General features: G+C 54.7%; 19 protein-coding genes. 1 reads left to right on the top strand and 18 read right to left on the bottom strand.

Annotation, left to right across the window (positions count from 1 at the left end; all coding sequences use genetic code 11):
* Positions 1 to 50: 50 nt before the first annotated feature.
* The gene (locus NYE48_RS00375; protein WP_340996172.1) at positions 51 to 638 is read left to right on the top strand and encodes a TetR/AcrR family transcriptional regulator; all 588 of its coding nucleotides are present in this window, start codon (positions 51 to 53) and stop codon (positions 636 to 638) included.
* 148 nt (positions 639 to 786) lie between these two features.
* Here the strand turns inward: NYE48_RS00375 and lysS are convergent, their stop codons facing one another.
* From lysS to ftsH, 18 genes are all read right to left on the bottom strand, one after another.
* Positions 787 to 2,304, bottom strand: a complete 1,518-nt coding sequence (gene lysS, locus NYE48_RS00370; protein WP_036712803.1) for a lysine--tRNA ligase — start codon at positions 2,302 to 2,304, stop codon at positions 787 to 789.
* A gap of 165 nt (positions 2,305 to 2,469) precedes the next feature.
* Complete coding sequence (gene greA, locus NYE48_RS00365) at positions 2,470 to 2,946, bottom strand: transcription elongation factor GreA (RefSeq protein WP_036712792.1); 477 nt, start codon at positions 2,944 to 2,946, stop codon at positions 2,470 to 2,472.
* 274 nt (positions 2,947 to 3,220) lie between these two features.
* Positions 3,221 to 4,243: a tRNA dihydrouridine synthase DusB gene (gene dusB / locus NYE48_RS00360; RefSeq protein ID WP_340996170.1), complete on the bottom strand. Its 1,023-nt coding sequence runs from the start codon at positions 4,241 to 4,243 to the stop codon at positions 3,221 to 3,223.
* Between the two features lie 54 nt (positions 4,244 to 4,297).
* Positions 4,298 to 4,501, bottom strand: a complete 204-nt coding sequence (locus NYE48_RS00355) for a helix-turn-helix domain-containing protein (RefSeq protein WP_036712787.1) — start codon at positions 4,499 to 4,501, stop codon at positions 4,298 to 4,300.
* Positions 4,453 to 5,001 (bottom strand): 2-amino-4-hydroxy-6-hydroxymethyldihydropteridine diphosphokinase, encoded by a 549-nt coding sequence (gene folK, locus NYE48_RS00350; RefSeq protein ID WP_036712785.1) that lies wholly within the window; start codon positions 4,999 to 5,001, stop codon positions 4,453 to 4,455. The genes NYE48_RS00355 and folK overlap by 49 nt, the downstream gene beginning before the upstream one ends.
* Before the next feature lie 64 nt (positions 5,002 to 5,065).
* On the bottom strand, positions 5,066 to 5,428 hold the full coding sequence (gene folB / locus NYE48_RS00345; RefSeq protein WP_212952169.1) for a dihydroneopterin aldolase: 363 nt from the start codon (positions 5,426 to 5,428) through the stop codon (positions 5,066 to 5,068).
* A gap of 7 nt (positions 5,429 to 5,435) precedes the next feature.
* Complete coding sequence (folP, locus tag NYE48_RS00340) at positions 5,436 to 6,314, bottom strand: dihydropteroate synthase (RefSeq protein WP_212952168.1); 879 nt, start codon at positions 6,312 to 6,314, stop codon at positions 5,436 to 5,438.
* Positions 6,295 to 7,203, bottom strand: a complete 909-nt coding sequence (locus NYE48_RS00335) for an aminotransferase class IV (RefSeq protein WP_212952167.1) — start codon at positions 7,201 to 7,203, stop codon at positions 6,295 to 6,297. Before NYE48_RS00335 ends, folP begins: the two co-directional genes overlap by 20 nt.
* Positions 7,200 to 7,781: an aminodeoxychorismate/anthranilate synthase component II gene (pabA, locus tag NYE48_RS00330; protein WP_212952166.1), complete on the bottom strand. Its 582-nt coding sequence runs from the start codon at positions 7,779 to 7,781 to the stop codon at positions 7,200 to 7,202. The genes NYE48_RS00335 and pabA overlap by 4 nt, the downstream gene beginning before the upstream one ends.
* Positions 7,778 to 9,382 carry an anthranilate synthase component I family protein gene (locus NYE48_RS00325; protein ID WP_212952165.1) on the bottom strand — a complete coding sequence of 535 codons (1,605 nt, stop codon included), beginning with the start codon at positions 9,380 to 9,382 and terminating at the stop codon, positions 7,778 to 7,780. Before NYE48_RS00325 ends, pabA begins: the two co-directional genes overlap by 4 nt.
* A 162-nt stretch (positions 9,383 to 9,544) precedes the next feature.
* On the bottom strand, positions 9,545 to 10,483 hold the full coding sequence (cysK, locus tag NYE48_RS00320) for a cysteine synthase A (protein WP_036712783.1): 939 nt from the start codon (positions 10,481 to 10,483) through the stop codon (positions 9,545 to 9,547).
* A gap of 276 nt (positions 10,484 to 10,759) precedes the next feature.
* A complete protein-coding gene (locus NYE48_RS00315) occupies positions 10,760 to 11,722 on the bottom strand; it encodes a peptidyl-prolyl cis-trans isomerase (RefSeq protein WP_340996166.1) in 963 nt (320 codons plus the stop codon).
* A gap of 17 nt (positions 11,723 to 11,739) precedes the next feature.
* Complete coding sequence (hslO, locus tag NYE48_RS00310; protein ID WP_036712801.1) at positions 11,740 to 12,621, bottom strand: Hsp33 family molecular chaperone HslO; 882 nt, start codon at positions 12,619 to 12,621, stop codon at positions 11,740 to 11,742.
* Between the two features lie 153 nt (positions 12,622 to 12,774).
* Positions 12,775 to 13,542 (bottom strand): type III pantothenate kinase, encoded by a 768-nt coding sequence (locus tag NYE48_RS00305; RefSeq protein ID WP_212952163.1) that lies wholly within the window; start codon positions 13,540 to 13,542, stop codon positions 12,775 to 12,777.
* A gap of 16 nt (positions 13,543 to 13,558) precedes the next feature.
* Complete coding sequence (gene nadC, locus NYE48_RS00300; RefSeq protein WP_340996164.1) at positions 13,559 to 14,419, bottom strand: carboxylating nicotinate-nucleotide diphosphorylase; 861 nt, start codon at positions 14,417 to 14,419, stop codon at positions 13,559 to 13,561.
* Positions 14,409 to 16,025: an L-aspartate oxidase gene (gene nadB / locus NYE48_RS00295; protein ID WP_212952161.1), complete on the bottom strand. Its 1,617-nt coding sequence runs from the start codon at positions 16,023 to 16,025 to the stop codon at positions 14,409 to 14,411. Before nadB ends, nadC begins: the two co-directional genes overlap by 11 nt.
* Before the next feature lie 39 nt (positions 16,026 to 16,064).
* Positions 16,065 to 17,003, bottom strand: coding sequence for a quinolinate synthase NadA (gene nadA / locus NYE48_RS00290; protein WP_212952160.1), 939 nt, complete (start codon positions 17,001 to 17,003; stop codon positions 16,065 to 16,067).
* A 410-nt stretch (positions 17,004 to 17,413) separates the two neighbouring features.
* Positions 17,414 to 19,486, bottom strand: a complete 2,073-nt coding sequence (ftsH, locus tag NYE48_RS00285) for an ATP-dependent zinc metalloprotease FtsH (protein ID WP_212952159.1) — start codon at positions 19,484 to 19,486, stop codon at positions 17,414 to 17,416.
* Positions 19,487 to 19,592 lie beyond the last annotated feature (106 nt).

Here is a 19,592-nt window from a genome sequence, read left to right as displayed (position 1 = left end):
CTGTATTAAAAAAACAAGGAAAATGTTATACTAAGGACATGCCTAAAATCGTGGATCATGAAAAACAAAGGGAAAAAGTTGCGGAAGCCACCTGGCGCGTCATTCAAAAAAAAGGGCTGGACCAGGCTTCGGTCCGGAACATCGCGGATGAGGCCGGATTGTCCGTGGGTTCGATGCGCCATTATTTCTCGACGCATTCGGAACTGCTCTTCTATGCCATGAAGATGGTTTCCGACCGTGTCGGAAAACGGATCGCCAACATCGATTTCAGCGGGGACCTTTTGACGGACATTCCTCTCCTCGTCGACGAGATTCTGCCTACGGACGAGGAGAAACGGCTCGAAATGGAGGTCTGGTTCGCTTTTGTCGTCAAATCGCTGTCCGACAAGGATCTCGCTAGATATCGCCTGGAAGTCGATGATGGGCTCAGATCCATTTTTATTGAAATCATGGATGGATTGGCCGCCAAAAACTTGGCTGCGCCAGATCTGGACGCCGAGCTTGAAATCGAACGCTTTTATGCCTTGATCGACGGATTGGCCATCCATGCCGTACTCAGGCCGGAAAAGATGCCGGCGGACTTGATGCGCAGAACCGTATATCGTCATCTTCAGTCGCTTTGCCGCCCATCCGAATGAAACGCAAAAAAGGAACAGACGTGACCCCGTCACGCTGTTCCTTTTTTCTTATGTTATAAAAGCTTGCGGCGAATCTTCATCTCCATGTCCCAAGAAGTCCGATGAATCCGGTCATGAAATTCCCTCTTCCCCGTTAAACCGAATTAAGCTACTCCTGCGTACGGTTTCTCATATGAGGGAATAACAGTACGTCGCGGATCGAAGGCGAGTTGGTCAGCAGCATCACGAGACGGTCCACGCCGATGCCGAGTCCGCCTGTAGGCGGCATGCCGTATTCGAGCGCATTCAGGAAGTCCTCGTCCATTTCATGCGCTTCGTCGTTGCCTTGCTCCCGTTCCTTGAGCTGTGCTTCGAAACGCTGGCGCTGGTCGATCGGGTCGTTCAGCTCGCTGAAGGCATTGGCATGTTCGCGCGCCACGATAAACAGCTCGAAGCGGTCCGTAAAACGCGGATCCTCTTCGTTTTTCTTCGCCAGCGGCGAGATTTCCACCGGATGCCCGGTAACGAACGTCGGCTGAATCAGCGTTTCCTCTACAAATTCCTCGAAAAACGCGTTCAGAATATGGCCAAAGGTCATATGCGGCTCGACTTTGACGTTATGCTCCTTGGCAAGGCGATGCGCCTCTTCATCCGTCATGTGCACGCCGAAGTCTACGCCTTTGACTTCTTTAACCGCATCCACCATGGACACGCGGCGCCAGCCCGGTGCGAGGTTGACCTCATGCCCCTGGTAATTGATGACCTGGGTGCCGAGCACTTCCTGCGCGATGTGGGCAATCAAGTTTTCCGTCAAGTTCATGATGTCCTTGTAATCGGCATAAGCTTCATACAGCTCGATCATGGTGAATTCCGGGTTGTGGCGGGTGGAAATGCCTTCGTTCCGGTATACGCGTCCGATCTCGTATACTTTCTCCAGGCCGCCGACGATCAGGCGCTTCAAGTGAAGTTCGATCGCGATGCGCATATAAAGCTCCATGTCGAGCGCATTATGATGCGTGATGAACGGCTTCGCGGCAGCGCCGCCTGCGATGGCATGCAGCGTCGGCGTCTCCACTTCAAGGTAACCTTGGGAGTCCAAATAGCGGCGCATCGACTGAATGATCCGGGAACGGGCGATAAACGTTTGCTGCACTTCCGGATTGATAATCAGATCCACGTAACGCTGACGGTAACGAAGCTCGACGTCCTTCAGGCCGTGATATTTGTCGGGCAGCGGATTGAGTGACTTCGCGAGAACCTCGACTTCGCTCGCTTTGATCGTCGTCTCTCCCGTTTTGGTTTTGAACATCGTGCCGGCGATTCCGACAATATCCCCGAGATCAAGCAGGCGGAACGCTTCAAAAGCCGTTTCCGGCACGGAATCCTGACGCACGTAAATTTGGATTTTGCCGCTGAGATCCTGAATATGGGCAAAAATCGCCTTACCCATGCCGCGTTTGGCCATAATCCGGCCCGCTACCTTCACTTCGATATGCTGCTCGTCCAGCTCTTCTTTGGTCATACCGTCATATTTCTTGAGCAGGTCTCCCGCATGATGGGTGCGGTTGTATTTTTTTCCAAAAGGGTCAATCCCAAGGCCCCGCAGCTCGTCCAGCTTACCGCGGCGAATTTGCAGCATTTCGCTAAGTTCCATTTCTTGTTCGTGGTTGTTTACTTCTTCCGACATTTTCATTCGTCACTCCTTCGATCCTACTGCCTGTCCTTCCAAGAAAAACAGGGTACTGCATGACATAACCGGGGAATACATGAATTCATTCCCATTTCATCCTATATATCTGAAAAAAAGCTTCCTAAAGGAAGCTCTTTCTTACAATCCTAAAGCACGCCGATCTTATTTCTTGATATCGATGATTTTGTATTGGATCACGCCGGCAGGCACGTTTACGTCCACGACGGCTCCTTTTTGCTTGCCTAAGATCGCTTTGCCGACCGGGCTTTCATTCGAAATCCTGTTGTTGAGCGGATCGGATTCGGCCGTGCCGACAATCGTATACTCCATCGTGTCGCCGTACTCCATGTCCTGCACGATCACCGTCGCGCCAACCCCGACAATATCGGTATTGATTTCGTCGTTGTTGATGATGCGCGCATTGCGAAGCATTTTTTCAAGGGTAATGATGCGTCCCTCGATAAAGGCCTGCTCGTTTTTGGCATCCTCGTACTCGGAGTTTTCGCTGATATCGCCGTAGCCGATGGCTACTTTGATCCGTTCCGCAACCTCGCGCCGCTTGACCGATTTCAGGTTCTCGAGTTCGTCTTCCAGCTTTTTGAGTCCGTCCTGTGTCAGAATGACTTCTTTATCGCTCATCTTAACCGATTCTCCTGTCATATAAATGAATTTAAAGCGATTCGGTTTCATAACCCATTCCACCCATTATGAAACGGAATCAAAAAAACGAGTATAGAATGAACTACCCAGCTTGCTTTAGATCAATCTATATTTATGCAAAGTGTGAAGGATCAGAACATCCCTCTGCTGTTTTAAGGATAAAGTCGAATTTATACTGAAAAATTATATGGTAAGCATTTCAAAATGTCAATCGCGCGCAATTTTGTATATGCATGGTCATGACATGGCGGAATTACCGGGAAACCGCCGCCTCCTCAACCGCTTCTGCTTCCAGTTGCTCCCTCTCTTTGAGGCTTGCAACGAAATTTTCCAAAATTCGGACCATTTCGTCCCACTTCGTTCCTTCCATGATTTCGTCTTTGATGCGGGCGGATCCTTTGAGCCCTTTCAAATACCAGGCCAAATGCTTGCGCATTTCGCGTACGGCCACCGCTTCTCCCCGCAACGCAATGAGACGGTCCATATGCAAAATCGCGATTCGGATCTTCTCCTCGGCCGTCGGTTCCGGCAGCAGCTCCCCGGTTTTCAAATATTCGATCGTGCGGTACAGCATCCATGGATTGCCCAGGGCTCCGCGGCCGATCATGACCCCGTCGACTCCGGTTTGGTCCAACATCCGGCGGGCATCCTCGGGGGTAACCACGTCCCCGTTGCCGATGACCGGGATCGATACCGACTCTTTGACTTGTTTTATAATATCCCAGTCCGCATGGCCGGTATACAGCTGTTCGCGGGTACGGCCGTGTATGCTGACCGCTTTCCCTCCGGCGCGTTCCACCGCTTGGGCGTTTTCGACCGCGAAAATGTGGTCGCTGTCCCAACCCGTGCGCATTTTGACCGTCACCGGTTTGTCTACCGCATCCACCACGGCCGCTACCATTTCGTAAATTTTGTTGGAATCGAGCAGCCAGCGGGCGCCTGCGTCGATTTTGGTCACTTTGGGCGCAGGGCAGCCCATGTTAATGTCGATAATATCGGCATTCGTCTGTTTATCCACGACCTTCGCCGCTTCCACGAGCGAGTCGCGGTCGCCTCCGAAAATTTGCAGGCTGAGCGGTTTCTCCCGTTCGTCGACAAAAAGCATCTCCTGCGTGCGCCGATTGCCGTGGACGATCGCTTTGCCGCTAACCATCTCCGCGCAAACCAGTCCGGTTCCGAACTCCTTGGCGATCAACCGGAAAGCCGGATTGCAAACACCCGCCATCGGAGCGAGGACGACCTGATTTTTCATTTCAATATCGCCAATTTTCAACATGGGATCTCTTTGTCGCTCCTTTGACTTCATGTAATCATTTATATACCCGTAACTCTAAGGATTGGTAAGCTCCTCGAGCGATATGCCCAGTACCTCCGCAATTTTCGCAAGCGTGCGCTCGTCGGCATGGCGGTTGCCCCGCTCGATGGCGCCAAGCACCGTCAGCGAAATGCCGCATCCCGACGCCAGCTCCTGCTGCGTGTATCCTTTTAACTTCCGAAAGGCGCGGATGCGCTGTGCCAGCTGCATGTTTTCCAAAGCTGTAAACCGTCCTTTCCATCCAGTCTTTCCAACGCTGCAAACAGGATAGGCCGCAATCCGGAGGATTCGCCCTCCGGCACGACGTCTTTCAAAGGGACGAGCACAAACAAACGCTCTTCCATGCGAGGGTGGGGCAAAATCAGCTCCTCGGTGTTTTCCCGCCGCCCCTCCATCCAGATCAGGTCCAAATCGACGGTTCTCGGGCCCCAGCGTATATGCCGAACGCGTCCAAGGTCTTTTTCGATTTGCTGCATGACGTGCAGCAGTCCGTAAGCATCGAGCGTGGTGCGAACCCGTACGGCCATATTCAGAAAAAGGGGCTGGTCGACGTAACCGACCGGCTCGGTCTCATATAAATCGGAACATTCGAGCACCGCGACGTCCGGATGCCGATCGAGACGTTGCACCGCATCCATCAGCGTTTCCTCGCGGTCGCCCAAATTGGCCCCTAAAGCAATATAAGCCTCTGATGACTCAGAGGTGGATTGTGCATTCATGGCAGATTCTCGCTTTCTTGTTCTCGGGACTAGCAAAAAGGCTTCGTCAGCCGCTCATTCTTTGCTAACTCCTCGTTCTGTGAAGCTCCACGGTGACCCCCTGAAAATGGATGTCAAAGGGAGGGTGCGGTTTGGTCACTTTGACCGTCAATGCATCGATACTAGTATAAGTGTCCAGTAACAAGGATGCAACACGTTCGCCGAGCGCCTCGATGAGGCGGAAAGACTCGGTTTCAACGACTTTTTTCACGAGCTCGTGCACTTCGGCATAATTTACCGTTTTGCTCAAATCGTCATTTCGGCCGGCTTCCCGCAAATCGAGCTCCAGCTCCAAATCGATATAGAAACGTTGGCCCAGCTTGCGTTCCTCTTCAAACACGCCGTGGTACCCGTAATATTCCATCCGATGCAGCTTCATTTTATCCATGGATCCGTCATCCCTCCGTAATATGTTCGCGTACCCTTCTCGTATCCGGCGAGGCATACAGCATCGCGTCGCACATATCCACGGTCCGCTTGATTTGTTTCACGTCATGAACGCGCACGATTTGGCAGCCTTGGGCAATGCCGAACGCGACCGTGGCCGCCGTTCCTTCGACGACGTCCCCAACCGGAAGATCCAGCACGGTACGGATAAACTTTTTGCGGGAGGTCGCGAGCAGCACCGGATAACCGATCCCGACGAGCCGGTCAAGCTGCGTCATGATCTGCAGGTTTTCCGGCAAATTTTTCGCAAAACCGACGCCCGGATCCAAAATGATCCGTTCACCGGCAACGCCGGCCTTCAGCGCCAATTCGACGCTTTCCTGCAGGTCCCGCACGACGTCGGCCGTAAAATCGCCGTAGTTCATATCTTTCCTGTTGTGCATCAAAATAATCGGGCAGCCGAGTTCGGCGGCCGCTTTGAGCATATCCGGGTCCTTTTTGCCTCCCCAAATATCGTTCATGATATGGGCTCCCGCCCGGATCGCTTCCCGCGCTACCTCCGCTTTATACGTATCCACCGAGATCGGGATATGGGGGGCGGCCCGGTGCAGCGCTTCAATGACCGGAATGATCCGGCGCAGCTCCTCTTCCGCGGACACCGGCTCGTAACCCGGCCGCGTCGATTCGCCTCCGATGTCGATCAAGTCCGCCCCGTCCTCCACCATTTGCAAGGCATGCCGAACCGCTTGATCCGGGTCGACGTACCGGCCTCCATCCGAAAATGAGTCGGGGGTTACGTTCAAAATACCCATAATTTTGGTGGATGCACCAAGCTCAAGCACCGCTTCGCCCATCCGGTATGTCCGTTCATAGATTGTCGTTTTCATGATAGCCTCCCGTTTGCCGGCGGTACAACCGCAGCAGTATATCCGTTAACGGTCCGATTCGCCCTTCGCCGATGATCGAAACCGTGCCGTCCGGGTCGATCAACGAGGTGACGGGCACCAATTCCTGAATGGAAGTGGTCAGCCAGATTTCATCCGCTTCCCGCAAGTCTTCCCAAGTGTAAAACCCTTCCTCGCAGCGTATTCCCGCCTCCGAGGCCAGCTCCAAAACCAACCCGCGCGTAATGCCGGGCAGCAGGCCGCAAGCCGTGTCCGGCGTACAGACCTTTCCGTTTTTCGCGAAAAAGACGTTGCTCACGATTCCCTCCGACACATGCCCGTCCGCATTCAGCATCAAGCCCTCGGCATAAAGCCGTACCGCTTCGGGATCGGAGGAAAGCTCCCTCTTCGCCAAAATGTTGTTCATGTAATGGAGCGACTTCAAACGGACGGGGCCCTCTGGCGAATTTCGCCGGGTGCCCAGCAGTTTAAGAGGTTTGCCGTGGGTATACAGCGTCGGCGCCGGCTCGGGCAGCGGTTTCGCCATCAGCACCGAAGCGGGACGGCTATACATTCCCGCGGGCAATCCGAGCGCATCCTCCCCCGCGCTGACCGTGTAGCGGACATAAGCTTCCTCCAGCCCGTTAGCCTGCATCAGCTCGGCGATCCATTCCCGCACCTGCAGGTCATCCGGAAGCGCGGAAACGTCGATGCCCAGCGTTTTGCAGCCCGCCTTCAGTCGAGCCAAGTGCCGCTCCAGCAAAAACGGCTTGCCGCCATAGGTCCGGAGCGTTTCGAACAAACCCATGCCGTATAAAAAGCCGTGATCCATTACGGAGACCACGGCAGCAGAAGCATCCATAGATTGACCGTTTATCAGAATCCGATTCATGCGCCCGTCGTCGCCGTCCGCTTCAGGAAATTGCGCAGCATCTGGTGTCCATGGTCGGTAATGATCGACTCCGGATGGAATTGAACGCCTTCGATCGGGTACTCCTTGTGGCGCAGTCCCATAATTTCGCCCTCTTCCGTTTCGGCGGTAACTTCGAGGCAATCGGGCAGCGTGCTGCGTTCCACCAGCAGGGAATGGTACCGCGTCGCCGTAAACGGCGACGGCAATCCCTCGAATACCGACGTTCCTTGATGCAAAATCGGCGACGTTTTGCCGTGCATCAGCCGTTCGGCGCGAACGACCTTGCCGCCGAATGCCTGTCCGATGGCCTGGTGCCCAAGGCATACGCCAAAAATCGGAACCTTGCCTTTAAAATGCTCAATGGTCTCGAGGCTGATTCCCGCTTCATTCGGAGTGCACGGCCCCGGCGAAATCAGAATATGATCGGGAGCCAGCACTTCGATTCCTTGGATGTCGATTTCGTCATTGCGGAATACTTTGACCTCTTCCCCCAGTTCCCCGAGATATTGAACCAGGTTATACGTAAAAGAGTCGTAATTGTCGATCACCAGAATCATGCTCTCATCTCCTCTTCACGCCGCTGCGACCGGGCAGCCGCTTCCTTTTCGCTCAAAAGGACTGCCTTGACGACGGCTTTGGCTTTATTATGGCATTCGCGGTATTCGCGGTATGGCTCGGAGTCGATCACGACGCCCGCGCCGGTCTGAATCATGCCGATCCCGTCCAAAACGACCAGCGTTCTTATGATAATATTTAATTCCAAATTTCCGTTGTAGTCAATCCAGCCCATGGAGCCCGTATAAGGGCCGCGTCTGACCGGTTCCAGCTCTTCGATGATCTCCATCGTGCGCACCTTCGGCGCTCCCGTGATCGTGCCCCCAGGGAAGAGGGCGGCGATCACGTCAAACGCGTCTTTGCCTGGTGCGAGCCGTCCCTCTACCTGGGAGACCAGATGCATGACGTGGGAGTACTGCTCGACGGTCATCAGCTCCGGTACCCTGACCGTCCCGTAGGCGGCCACTTTGCCGATGTCGTTGCGCTCAAGATCCACCAGCATGACATGTTCCGCGCGTTCCTTTTCGCTGCCCAGCAGCTCGGCGGCCATTGCCTCGTCCTCCGCCTTCGTATGTCCGCGGCGCCGCGTGCCGGCGATGGGACGGGCGCCGATCAGGTCTCCCTGCCGCTTGACCAGCAGCTCGGGAGATGCGCTCACAAGGCTGAAGCCCGGAGAACGAAGCATTCCCATATACGGCGACGGATTCAATACTCTCAGCCATTCATAAATCCGTTCCGGTTCGGATTCCAGCCTCCGTTCCTGCCTGAGCGACAAATTGACCTGAAATACGTCGCCCTGCCGGATATAATCCTGGATCGCCGTGACCGCCCGTTCAAAAGCCTCGCGCGTAAAGGCGCTTTCCATGCCGGGCCATTCGCCGGAATCCAGCTCCGTTGGCCCGTCTTCTACGTGTTTTTGCCGATACAGCCGTTCCTCTTCGATCTCGCCCCGCGCTTGTACCGTAAACCGGGACCATCGGTCAAACATCGTTTGGGCCTTTTCCCGGGCGGCATCGTAAGCATCGCCCAGGTCCGTATCCGCCTTTATGTTCGCATGGACCGCACAAAAGAGTTTTTGCCTAGCATGGTCATAGATCCAAATCTCGTCGAATAACATCCAAAGGTAATCCGGGAGATCCGGATGGTCGGCAGCGGTAGCCGGAAGCTCTTCGAGGAACCGGACGACATCGTAACCCAGGAAGCCGACGCATCCCCCAAGAAACGGCGGCAGATCGGCCGCCAAATCGGCCCGGTCCTCCGGCGCAGGTCCCTTGTAAGGCGCCATCCATTGTTTTATAGCCTCAAGCGGAGATGCTGCCGAACATGCCGTGCTGCCTTCCCGAAGGCAGGTTACGCGCGCCTCTTCTCCCTTCCCCCGCAATACCGACGCGGGTTCCAGCCCCAAATAGGTGTAACGTCCATCCTTGCCGCTTTCGAGGACAAAGGAATGCGGAGACGCCTGTTTCCAGGCATGCGACCAAGACGCGGGCAGACCGCTGCTTTTCCCCCGGCAATCCGCCTCGAGTACAAAAGGCAGCATCGTATATCCTTTTTCGGCCCACCTTTTCCAATGCTTCAACGTAACGACGCTTTCCCCGCTCATTTCTTCATTCCTTTCGCTGCAAAAGCTTCTCTATTGGTTGTCAGTATACTTGCCCGCTCCCCATTTGAAAAGGCCCTTTCCAGGTTTTTTGCCGAAAACGCCCGTATTCCCCAAAAAAACCCTGCCGCCGTAAAAACGGAAGCAGGGCTAATAATGTTCGAATTAACCTTCGAAGTTATAGAGCGGCGTGCTGAGATAACGTTCGCCGTTGCTCGGGATGATCGCGACGACGCGTTTTCCTTTTCCGAGTTCCTTGGCCACCTTGAGCGCGGCATATACCGCTGCGCCGGAAGAAATGCCGGCAAGGACGCCTTCTTCTTTCGCTACGCGGCGCGCCGTTTCAAAAGCTTCTTCGTTCTCGACATGAATGATTTCGTCATAGATTTCGCGGTTCAAAATGTCGGGAATGAAGTTCGCGCCAAGGCCCTGGATCTTGTGAGGACCCGGCTTGCCGCCGGCCAAAATCGGGGAAGCCGCTGGTTCGACCGCAACGATTTTGATATCAGGGAAACGGTTTTTCAGCACTTCGCCCGCGCCGGAGATCGTGCCGCCCGTACCGATGCCCGCTACGAACGCATCCAGCGTGCCGCCGATGGACTCGATCGCTTCAACGATTTCCGGACCCGTCGTCTCGCGGTGGATTTTTACGTTGGCCGGATTTTTGAACTGCTCAGCCATGAAATAACCCGGGTTCTCCCTTACGATTTCCTCGGCCTTTTTAACGGCTCCGTTCATGCCCTCCGCTCCCGGAGTCAGCACCAGCTCAGCACCATAGGCGCGAAGCAGGTTGCGGCGCTCCAAGCTCATCGTTTCCGGCATGACGATCACCGCTTTGTATCCTTTCGCCGCAGCGACCATCGCCAGGCCGATCCCGGTGTTGCCGCTTGTTGCTTCCACGATCGTGCCGCCGGGTTTCAGCGTGCCGTCTTTTTCGGCTTCCTCCACGATGCTGATGGCGATCCGGTCTTTAACGCTTGCTCCCGGGTTTTGGTATTCGAGTTTGAGGTAAATTTCCGCGCTGTCTTCCGGAACCAGACGGTTCAAACGAACAAGCGGGGTGCTGCCGATCAATTCAGTAACATTATTCACGACTTTAGCCATAGTAAAAATCCTCCCTTTTGAACGGTAAAATTCGTTTTAAGATGTATGCGGATTCAGTTCGTGCGTCTGGCTGTAAAAACCGATTTTATATCCGAGTAAATAAGTAGGTATTTAGTACCTTTATCTTAACAACCTTCCCTCCGAATGTCAATACGAACCCTGCTTGAGCAGCGCTTCATTTCCGCATCCGGCCTAAGGCCCCCCGGCCTGTCTCCAAAAAAACAACCCTCGCTTCATGGATCCGCAGATCCACTCGGCAAAGGTTTCTAAAAGGCATTATCTCGCCCCCTGCCCGGGCGGGGTTTCGGCTATGATTTTAGCGCCGTATTTATCCCGAAGCTGCGCCTCAAGCTCCGTTAACGGGACGGCTTCGTTCAAAGCAAGCTGTTTGCGGATGCCCTCCCGGATGTCCTCGCTGCTTGGTTTCTCCGTTTCTTGGATATCGATGACCTCCATCACCGCGTATCCGTCGTCCTGAAGCCGGATCGGACCCGCAATGTCCCCCGTTTGCAGCTCCTTGGCCGCGTCGAGCAGCTCCGCCGGAACGAACGGGTCGTCTTCTTCGATCCAACCGAGGCGGCCGCCTTGCAGGCGGGTATATTCGTCGAGGGACAGCTCTTCGGCCAGTTTGCCGAAATCTTCTCCCCGTTCAAGGCGGTCCAGCGCCTCATTGGCGGCTTTACGGCTTTTGAGCTTGATCCACGCCAGCTCGTATTGCTTTTTCGGCTCGAATTCCTCTTGATGCTCCTCCAAATACCTGTCCACGTCCGCATCGCTAATATCGATATGAAGGGTGGCGATTTTTTCGAGGGTCAATTGGTAAGCTGCTTCCGCCCGAATATCCGCGGGGGAGAGGCCCAATTGGGCGTACATCGATTGAAAATAAGCTTCCTCCGACTCGTATCCGGCGGCATCGGCTTTGACCTTCTCCGCGATTTCCTCCGGCGTTACCCGGATTTGCAGCGCTTTGGCTTCGGCATCCACCGCCTTCTGGTTGAGCATCTGCAAAAGCATGTCCTTCCCATGCGTCCGCTTCAACTCTTCGACCCACTCGTCCTCCGTGATGATCTGACCGTCGAAAGCAGCGACGGCTTTCCGGCCGCCCTGCTCTTCGTCCGGTTCATGCACGGTCCCGGCGGGCTTTAGCCCCCTTATGACGATGAGGCTCCCCATAAACAACACGCCCGCTGCCAAAATGATGACTGCGGCCCATAACGCCTTTTCTTGTCTGGTCATCATCCTGTCATCCCGTGCCTTTAACGAATTGCTCTGTCCAGAATCTGCTGCAATTCTTCTTTGTTAAAGCTGTAAGCTTCGTTGCAGAAGTGGCACACCACTTCGGCATGGCCGTCTTCCTTGATCAGCTGTTCCAGCTCATCCTTCCCGAGGCTAACCAGCGTCTGTTCCACCCGTTCCCGCGAGCATTTGCACTGGAAACGGATATCCATATGCTCAAGGACTTCCACGTCAGGCAAAAGCCACCGCAGCATTTCATCCAGTTCCAGCCCCTGATCCAACAGCGACGTCACCGGCGGCATGGCTCCGACGGCCCGCTCGATCACGGTGATTTCCTCATCGCTGAGTCCAGGCAGCAGCTGCACGATAAAACCGCCGGCCACGATGACGGAATTGTCGGGTGCTACCAGGACGCCCAGCCCTACTGCCGATGGCGTCTGTTCGGAGGCGGCAAAATAGTACGTGAAATCTTCGCCCAGCTCCCCGGAAATGATCGGAACGCTGCCGCGGTACGGCTCCTTCAGGCCCAAGTCCTTGGTCACGTGCAAAAAGCCCTGGCCGACCGCGCCTGCGACGTCCAGCTTGCCCTGGCTGTTGCTCGGCAAATGGGTATGCGGTTCGTCCACATAACCTCTAACTTCGCCTTTTGCGTTGGCATCGACGACGATTTGGCCGATCGGGCCGTCGCCTTTTACCTGAATCGTCAATTTCTCCTCGCCTTTGAGCATGGCCCCCATCATGGCGCCTGCCGTCAGCGTCCGCCCCATGGCGGCCGTAGCCGTAGGCCACGTATCATGTCTTCGCCGCAATTCCTCGACGAGCGCCGTCGTCCTTACGGCGAAAGCCCGGACGCGCCCGCCCATGGCGGTGCCCCGAATGAGGCCGTCTTGTTTATTTTCCATGTCCATCTTAGACTCCTTGCTTTGAATTTGAAGATATTGTAGTCCGCTTTCATTTAGGATATGTTCGCTGACACCCCTGATGAGGGCACAAAACGGCATTCCCTTCGTTTATCGTTCCCCAAAAACGAAGATCAGGTTCAAACCGGACGTTTGCTACTTGTTGCGCTCATATATAATCCGCAGCCCTTCGAGCGTCAGCATCGGGTTGACCTCATCGATTGCTTCCGATTCGCTGGCTATCAGCTCCGCCAGCCCGCCGGTGGCTACCACCTTCAGCGAAGGGGAACGCATTTCCTCCTTCATTCGCTCGACGATTCCGTCCACCTGACCGGCATACCCGTAAATGATCCCGGCCTGCATGGCATGCACCGTGTTGCGGCCGATCACCTTTTTCGGCTTTTCGAGCTCGATGCGCGGAAGCTTGGACGCCCGTTCAACCAAAGCCTCCGTCGAAATGCCGATGCCCGGCACGATGGCGCCTCCGAGATAATCCCCTTTTTCGTCGACGCAGTCAAACGTCGTTGCCGTCCCAAAGTCGACCACGACCAGCGGCCCTTTGTACAGCTCGACCGCGGCCACCGCATTCACGATCCGGTCCGCGCCGACCTCGCGCGGGTTTTCGTTGCGCAAATTCAAGCCTGTTTTAATGCCCGGTCCGACCATAAGCGGGTGTTTGCGAATATATTTACGGCATGTCTGGTCGATCACATGAACCATCGGCGGAACGACGGAGGACATGATGACGCCCTCAATGTCCGAAACGTTAATCCCTGACATATGGAACAAATTGTGAAACCATACGCCGTATTCATCCGATGTCGATTGACGGATGGTGCTCAGACGAAAGTGGTGAAGAAGCTCTCGCCCTCTATAGATGCCCAGTACAATGTTGGTATTCCCGATGTCGATGACAAGGATCATGGGGACGATCCCTCCTTTATTTTACAGCATTGAGATCCAGACTGATGTCAAGACTCTCAAAAGAATAGGTTAACCGCCCCACGGATATGACGTCAACCCCGCACTCGGCAATTTCTTTGACCGTTTGCAGCGAAACGTTGCCGGAAGCCTCGACGCGGACATGCGGCGCCTTCGTTTTGATCCGTCTTACCGCCTCTCTCATCATCGCTTTGTCCATGTTGTCCAGCATGATGATGTCCGCCCCGGCCTCCAAAGCCTCCTCCACCTGATCCAGCGACTCCGTTTCCACCTCAATGGTCATTGTGTGAGGAATATGGGCGCGTGCCCGTTCAACCGCCAGGCGAATTCCGCCCGCTCCTTTAATATGGTTGTCCTTAATCATGACGGCGTCATACAGCCCAAAACGGTGATTGGCGCCGCCCCCGACCCGCACGGCATATTTCTCCAGCATGCGGTGACCCGGCGTCGTTTTGCGCGTGTCGACGAGCCGGGCAGGCAAACCTTCAAGCTTATCCACGAACATGCGGGTCCGGGTTGCAATGCCGGAGAGGCGCTGCAAAAGATTCAGCGCAAGCCGTTCCCCCGTCAAAATATGGTGCGTGCTTCCTTCGACGACAGCCAGCACGGTCCCCTTCGTAACACGGTCTCCGTCCTTTACGCAAGGCGTAAACGACAGTCCGGGATCCACCACTTGAAACACCAGCTCCGCAACCGGAATCCCGGCCACGACGCCGTCCTCCTTGGCATGAATGATGCCCTTGGACTCGTGGCCCAGGGGAATGGTGGCCATCGTCGTCACATCGCCGGATCCGACGTCCTCCTTCAACCATAAACGGATGGATTCCACCAAACCTTCGTTATATCCGTTAAACATCATCGCTGAATTCCTCCATCATTTCATCTTCGCGCCGCTGCAGCAGATGTTTGCGCCACACGGCGTCGTCTCTTTGAGGGTAATCTTCCCTGTAATGGGCGCCCCGGCTTTCCGTTCGCTCGAGGGCGGCCCGGGTTACCAGCATGCTGCTGGTCAGCATGTTGGCGAATTCGAACTCCTCTTTCTTCGTGAGCTCCGACTGGAAAATCGGCAGCTGCCGCTGCAGCTCCTCCATCCCTTTGCGGAGCATCGTTCCGGTGCGCCGCAGTCCGGCATACCGCACCATCACCTTCTGCAGCTTGAGCCGCCGTTCGATGATGGCCTGCTTGGGAGCGCCGGTCCGGCCCTCCAGCTGATGGGACAAGTCGATTGAACCGACCACGGGGGCCAAAGCGCGAATCCGGTTTACGATCCGTCTGCCGAACACGATCGCTTCGGAGAGCGAGTTGCTTGCCAATCGATTGGCCCCATGCACGCCGGTCGAAGAGACTTCCCCGCAGGCGAACAACCTGGCTACGCTGCTTTCCCCGTTCAGGTCCGTTTTGACGCCGCCCATCATATAATGCGCAGCCGGAGCGACGGGAATCCAATCCGTTGCCATATCCAGGCCATAGTTCATGCAGGTTTCGTAAATGGTCGGAAAACGGCGCCTGATAAAGTCCTGCGGTTCGTGCGTAATATCCAAATACACGAAGGTCGCCTTCGTTTCCTCCATCTCGCTGAGGATGGCCCGGGCCACGATGTCCCGTGGCGCCAGCTCAAGCAGCTCGTGGTATTTTCCCATGAAACGTTCGCCCTTGATGTTGCGCAGCACGGCCCCTTCCCCCCGCACCGCCTCGGAAATAAGGAAACGCGGGGCACCGGGGTAACAAAGCGCGGTCGGATGAAACTGGAGGAATTCCATGTCGCGGATTTGCGCGCCCGCCCGGTAAGCGATGGCAATTCCGTCCGCGGTAGCCACCTCCGGATTCGTCGTATAGCGATAAAGCTGTCCGGCCCCACCCGTGCACAGAATGGTAGCCGTCGCCTTGACATACACTCTCTGGCCGTCGGGACGCTGTACGAGCGCCCCAACGCATTCGTTTCCGGTCGTTATGACGTCGATCACAAAATGATGCTCCCACACTTTAACGCGTTCATGGCCCCGTACCTGCGCCGCCAGCGCCCTAACGATCTCAAAACCCGTCGCGTCGCCGTTGGCATGCAAAATCCGGCGGCGGCTGTGGGCGCCCTCCTGCGTCAACGCAAGCTCCCCGTCGATTTCGTCGAAGGCCGTACCCAGCCGGATCAGCTCTTTGACGCCTTCAGGCCCCTCATTCACGAGAATATCGACCGCGGCCGACGAGCATAACCCCGCGCCTGCCATCAGCGTATCCTCACGATGGTATGCAGGAGAGTCGTCTTCCGAAGTCACGGCGGCGATGCCGCCTTGCGCATAGCGGGTATTGCTCTCCAGAAGGGCGTTTTTCGTAATCATAAGCACGTTCAGGTCTTTCCCCGCCTCAATGGCCGTATACAAGCCCGCAATGCCGGAGCCGACCACGATGACGTCGGTTTCCACGCTAGGCAAGGACTGCAGGTCAAAATCAACCAAATACTGAGGAATCATTGCATTATTCACCTGTCTTAAGAGAAAGAGTAGCGCATGCTACTGTACTTGTAACATGCGCTCTAAAGAAATCCGGGCCTTGTCTGCGACGGCCGGCGGTACGTAAATTTGCGGCTTCATCGTTTCCAGGCACTTCACCAATTTTTTAAGATTGTTTACCTTCATGTTCGGACATACCAAATATTTGGTCGCAAAATGGAAGGTCTTGTGCGGACTGTCCATGCGAAGCTGGTAGCCCGTGCCGTCTTCGGTTCCGACGATAAACTCCTGGCAATCCGACTTTTTGCAGTAATCGATGATCGCCGTCGTGCTGCCTACGAAATCTCCCATCGCAACCACTTCAGGACGGCATTCCGGATGCACGACGAACTGGGCGTTCGGATGTTTGGCTTTCATTTCCACAACGTCTTTTACGGTCAGCATGTCATGCGTATTGCAGTAACCTTCCCAAATGATCATTTTTTTGTCGGTATGCTGCTGTACGTAATGGCCGAGGTTTTTGTCCGGCACCCAGATGATCTCGTCGCAATCCAGCGATTGGATCACCTTCACCGCATTGGAGGACGTGCAGCAAATGTCCGTTTCCGCTTTCACGTCGGCGGAGGAGTTGATATATGTAACGACTTTGGCGTTCGGGTGTTGGGCTTTCAGCTTGCGGAGCCCATCCACGTTCACCATGTCGGCCATCGGGCAGCCTGCGCGTTCGTCCGGAATCAAAACCGTCTTGTTCGGAGCCAAAATTTTGGCGCTTTCCCCCATGAAATGCACGCCGCAAAAAACGATCGTCTCCGCATCCGTTTGCGCGGCTTTCTGGGCAAGCAAAAAGGAATCGCCGCGGAAATCGGCAACTTCCTGAATTTCGTCCCGTTGATAATAGTGAGCCAAAATAATTGCGTTTCTTTCTTTTTTGAGCTGCATCAGCTTCTCGGTCAATTCCCGTTTTTGCTCCTCTTTATGCTGCAGCGCCAGAGCTTCCACCAGAAACCCACTCCTTTAATAAAGTCATCGCATGATCCATAATATTGTGAAAATTCTCTCAAAGTTAGGTGTCTAAGCCTCGAGGTTTTTCAGTTACCAACTAATGTACACAAGGTTTCACGGGCTGTCAATTGGGCGGGAAGTTCGGCATAAACAGGTCCATCGTGCCAAAAAATCCTTATAGGGCGCATGTTTCGTGCATCCTTTCACAACAAAAAGGCTTGATGATAAAAATAAAAATTTTTCATGATGCTTGGCTCAGACTCCTTCATGCAAAATTAAAACAACCTCATGCTCAGAACATGCGCTGTGATCGACGGTTCCGTATTCATTGGGGTAAAGCTGCCAAAAACAAAAAAACCCGGAAGACGATTGCCGTCGTCTTCCGGGTTTTGTATGTCCTGCTGGGTTTACGCTTTCGTACCTGGAGGCGTGCCTCCGTTATTCGGATCGTCTGCCGGCGGGTTCGTCGGATCGTTCGGAATGTCCGAAGAGCTCTTCGGAGCATCGTTCGGAATCTCATTCGTCGGCAAGTCGGCATTGTCCTCTTTGCCTTGAATGCGGACGCGAACGTCGCCGATCTCGTCGATTACGGGCGCGCCGCTTTCGGAGGAGCCTCCGTTTTCGCCGTCGCGCGGTCCGTCTTCCGACAGGTATCCTTGTTCGATCAGCTCTTTGATTTGCTCCAGCTCAAGGGTTTCTTTCTCAAGCAGCGTATTCGCGATGAGATGAACCTCTTTGGCGTGTTTGGTCAACAAATCTTTACAACGCTGATAACATTCGTTGGTCATGCGCTGCATTTCCTGATCGATTTCATAAGCGATGGAATCACTGTAATTTTGCTCGTGTCCAAGATCGCGGCCAAGGAATACTTGGCCTTGGGACGAACCGAATTGCAGCGGTCCAAGCTTCTCGCTCATGCCGTATTCCATGATCATGCTGCGGACGATGTTTGTCGCCTGCTGGAAGTCGCTGTAAGCGCCCGTTCCGATTTCCCCGATAAAGAGTTCCTCGGATACGCGGCCGCCGAGAAGGCCTGTCACTTTATCCAGCAATTCCTGCTTCGTGACGAGCATGCGGTCTTCCTTCGGCATCATGATGACGTATCCGCCGGCACGGCCGCGAGGAATGATCGTTACTTTATGCACCATATCGGCGTTTTCCAGGAAGTAGCCGACAATGGTATGGCCCGCTTCGTGATAAGCGACGATCCGCTTCTCGCGTTCGCTGATCACGCGGCTGCGTTTTTCCGTACCGACAATGACGCGGTCGATCGCTTCGTCGACCTCGCGCATGGAAATATCCTTCCGGTTGCGGCGTGCCGCAAGCAGGGCAGCCTCGTTCATCAGGTTTTCCAGCTCGGCGCCGGTAAAGCCGGTCGTGCGTTTCGCTACCACGTCAAGCTTAACGTCTTTTGTGAGCGGCTTATTGCGTGCATGGACTTTCAGCACCGCTTCGCGGCCCTTCACGTCCGGACGGTCGACCGTGATTTGACGGTCAAAACGTCCCGGACGCAAGAGCGCCGGGTCGAGAATATCCGCACGGTTGGTCGCCGCAACGATGATGATGCCTTCGTTGCCGCCGAAACCGTCCATCTCTACGAGCAATTGGTTCAGCGTTTGTTCGCGCTCGTCATGGCCGCCGCCAAGACCGGCGCCGCGCTGACGGCCAACCGCATCGATTTCGTCGATAAATATAATACATGGCGCATTTTTCTTGGCGTTCTCGAACAAATCGCGAACGCGGGATGCACCGACACCTACGAACATTTCCACGAAGTCGGAACCGGAAATGCTGAAGAACGGAACGCCGGCTTCCCCGGCTACCGCGCGGGCGAGGAGCGTTTTACCCGTACCCGGAGGGCCTACGAGCAGCACCCCTTTCGGAATGCGGGCGCCGACTGCGGCAAATTTCCGCGGATCCTTAAGGAATTCCACGACTTCGACAAGTTCCTGTTTCTCTTCATCGGCCCCGGCCACATCTTCGAATGTGACCCTCTTCTTCTCTTCATTATATAAGCGCGCACGGCTTTTGCCGAAGTTCATCACTTTGCCGCCGCCGCCCTGTGCCTGATTGAACAGGAAGAAGAAAAGAATGAACATGATAACCAAAGGAATCATGGAGGAGAGCAGCGTCAGCCAAATGCTTTCGCCTTCCATTTTCTTCTGGGTATAGCTCATGCCGGTCTTGTCGCTGGCGTCCACCAGCTCTTGGATCGCGGCATCCGTAGCCGGAATGTAGGTTGAGAAGCTGTCGGATTTAGCCCCTTCCGGTTTTTGATTATATTTACCGGTTACGAGATAGGCGTAACCGTCAAATTGAACCGTGATATCCTTCACATTGCCAGCCTTAATCTCTTGCCGAAATTCATCGTATCTAGGATTGTGAGCAGATTCACCGCTGCTGCTTACGAACTGGACAATGCCCACCACAACTAAAAAAAGAATCAAATAAAAACCAGAATTCCGGATGAACCGATTCATCCCCTACCTCCTCTCAAAACACTTTAATTATTTTACCATAGCCTGTCTGACCATCTCAACAGAGGTGGTATTAGCATGAACCGTCAGCAAAACGTCCATGGGCTGG

This window comes from Paenibacillus sp. FSL M7-1455 (assembly GCF_038004655.1).
Lineage (GTDB): Bacteria > Bacillota > Bacilli > Paenibacillales > Paenibacillaceae > Paenibacillus_AQ > Paenibacillus_AQ cookii.
Note: the sequence above shows the minus strand (reverse complement) of the source record. Positions and strands in the feature narration are given on the sequence as shown.

Excerpts from the sequence above, each read along its gene's own strand:
- lysS (WP_036712803.1), bottom strand. The coding sequence starts at position 2,304 with ATGTCGGAAGAAGTAAACAACCACGAACAAGAAATGGAACTTAGCGAA.
- cysK (WP_036712783.1), bottom strand. The coding sequence starts at position 10,483 with ATGGCTAAAGTCGTGAATAATGTTACTGAATTGATCGGCAGCACCCCG.
- NYE48_RS00305 (WP_212952163.1), bottom strand. The coding sequence starts at position 13,542 with ATGATCCTTGTCATCGACATCGGGAATACCAACATTGTACTGGGCATC.
- NYE48_RS00325 (WP_212952165.1), bottom strand. The coding sequence starts at position 9,382 with ATGAGCGGGGAAAGCGTCGTTACGTTGAAGCATTGGAAAAGGTGGGCC.
- dusB (WP_340996170.1), bottom strand. The coding sequence starts at position 4,243 with ATGTTGAAAATTGGCGATATTGAAATGAAAAATCAGGTCGTCCTCGCT.
- nadC (WP_340996164.1), bottom strand. The coding sequence starts at position 14,419 with ATGATGTTTAACGGATATAACGAAGGTTTGGTGGAATCCATCCGTTTA.
- NYE48_RS00315 (WP_340996166.1), bottom strand. The coding sequence starts at position 11,722 with ATGATGACCAGACAAGAAAAGGCGTTATGGGCCGCAGTCATCATTTTG.
- pabA (WP_212952166.1), bottom strand. The coding sequence starts at position 7,781 with ATGATTCTGGTGATCGACAATTACGACTCTTTTACGTATAACCTGGTT.
- NYE48_RS00335 (WP_212952167.1), bottom strand. The coding sequence starts at position 7,203 with ATGAATCGGATTCTGATAAACGGTCAATCTATGGATGCTTCTGCTGCC.
- folK (WP_036712785.1), bottom strand. The coding sequence starts at position 5,001 with ATGAATGCACAATCCACCTCTGAGTCATCAGAGGCTTATATTGCTTTA.
- hslO (WP_036712801.1), bottom strand. The coding sequence starts at position 12,621 with ATGGAAAATAAACAAGACGGCCTCATTCGGGGCACCGCCATGGGCGGG.
- ftsH (WP_212952159.1), bottom strand. The coding sequence starts at position 19,486 with ATGAATCGGTTCATCCGGAATTCTGGTTTTTATTTGATTCTTTTTTTA.
- folP (WP_212952168.1), bottom strand. The coding sequence starts at position 6,314 with ATGAAAACGACAATCTATGAACGGACATACCGGATGGGCGAAGCGGTG.
- nadB (WP_212952161.1), bottom strand. The coding sequence starts at position 16,025 with ATGATTCCTCAGTATTTGGTTGATTTTGACCTGCAGTCCTTGCCTAGC.
- folB (WP_212952169.1), bottom strand. The coding sequence starts at position 5,428 with ATGGATAAAATGAAGCTGCATCGGATGGAATATTACGGGTACCACGGC.
- greA (WP_036712792.1), bottom strand. The coding sequence starts at position 2,946 with ATGAGCGATAAAGAAGTCATTCTGACACAGGACGGACTCAAAAAGCTG.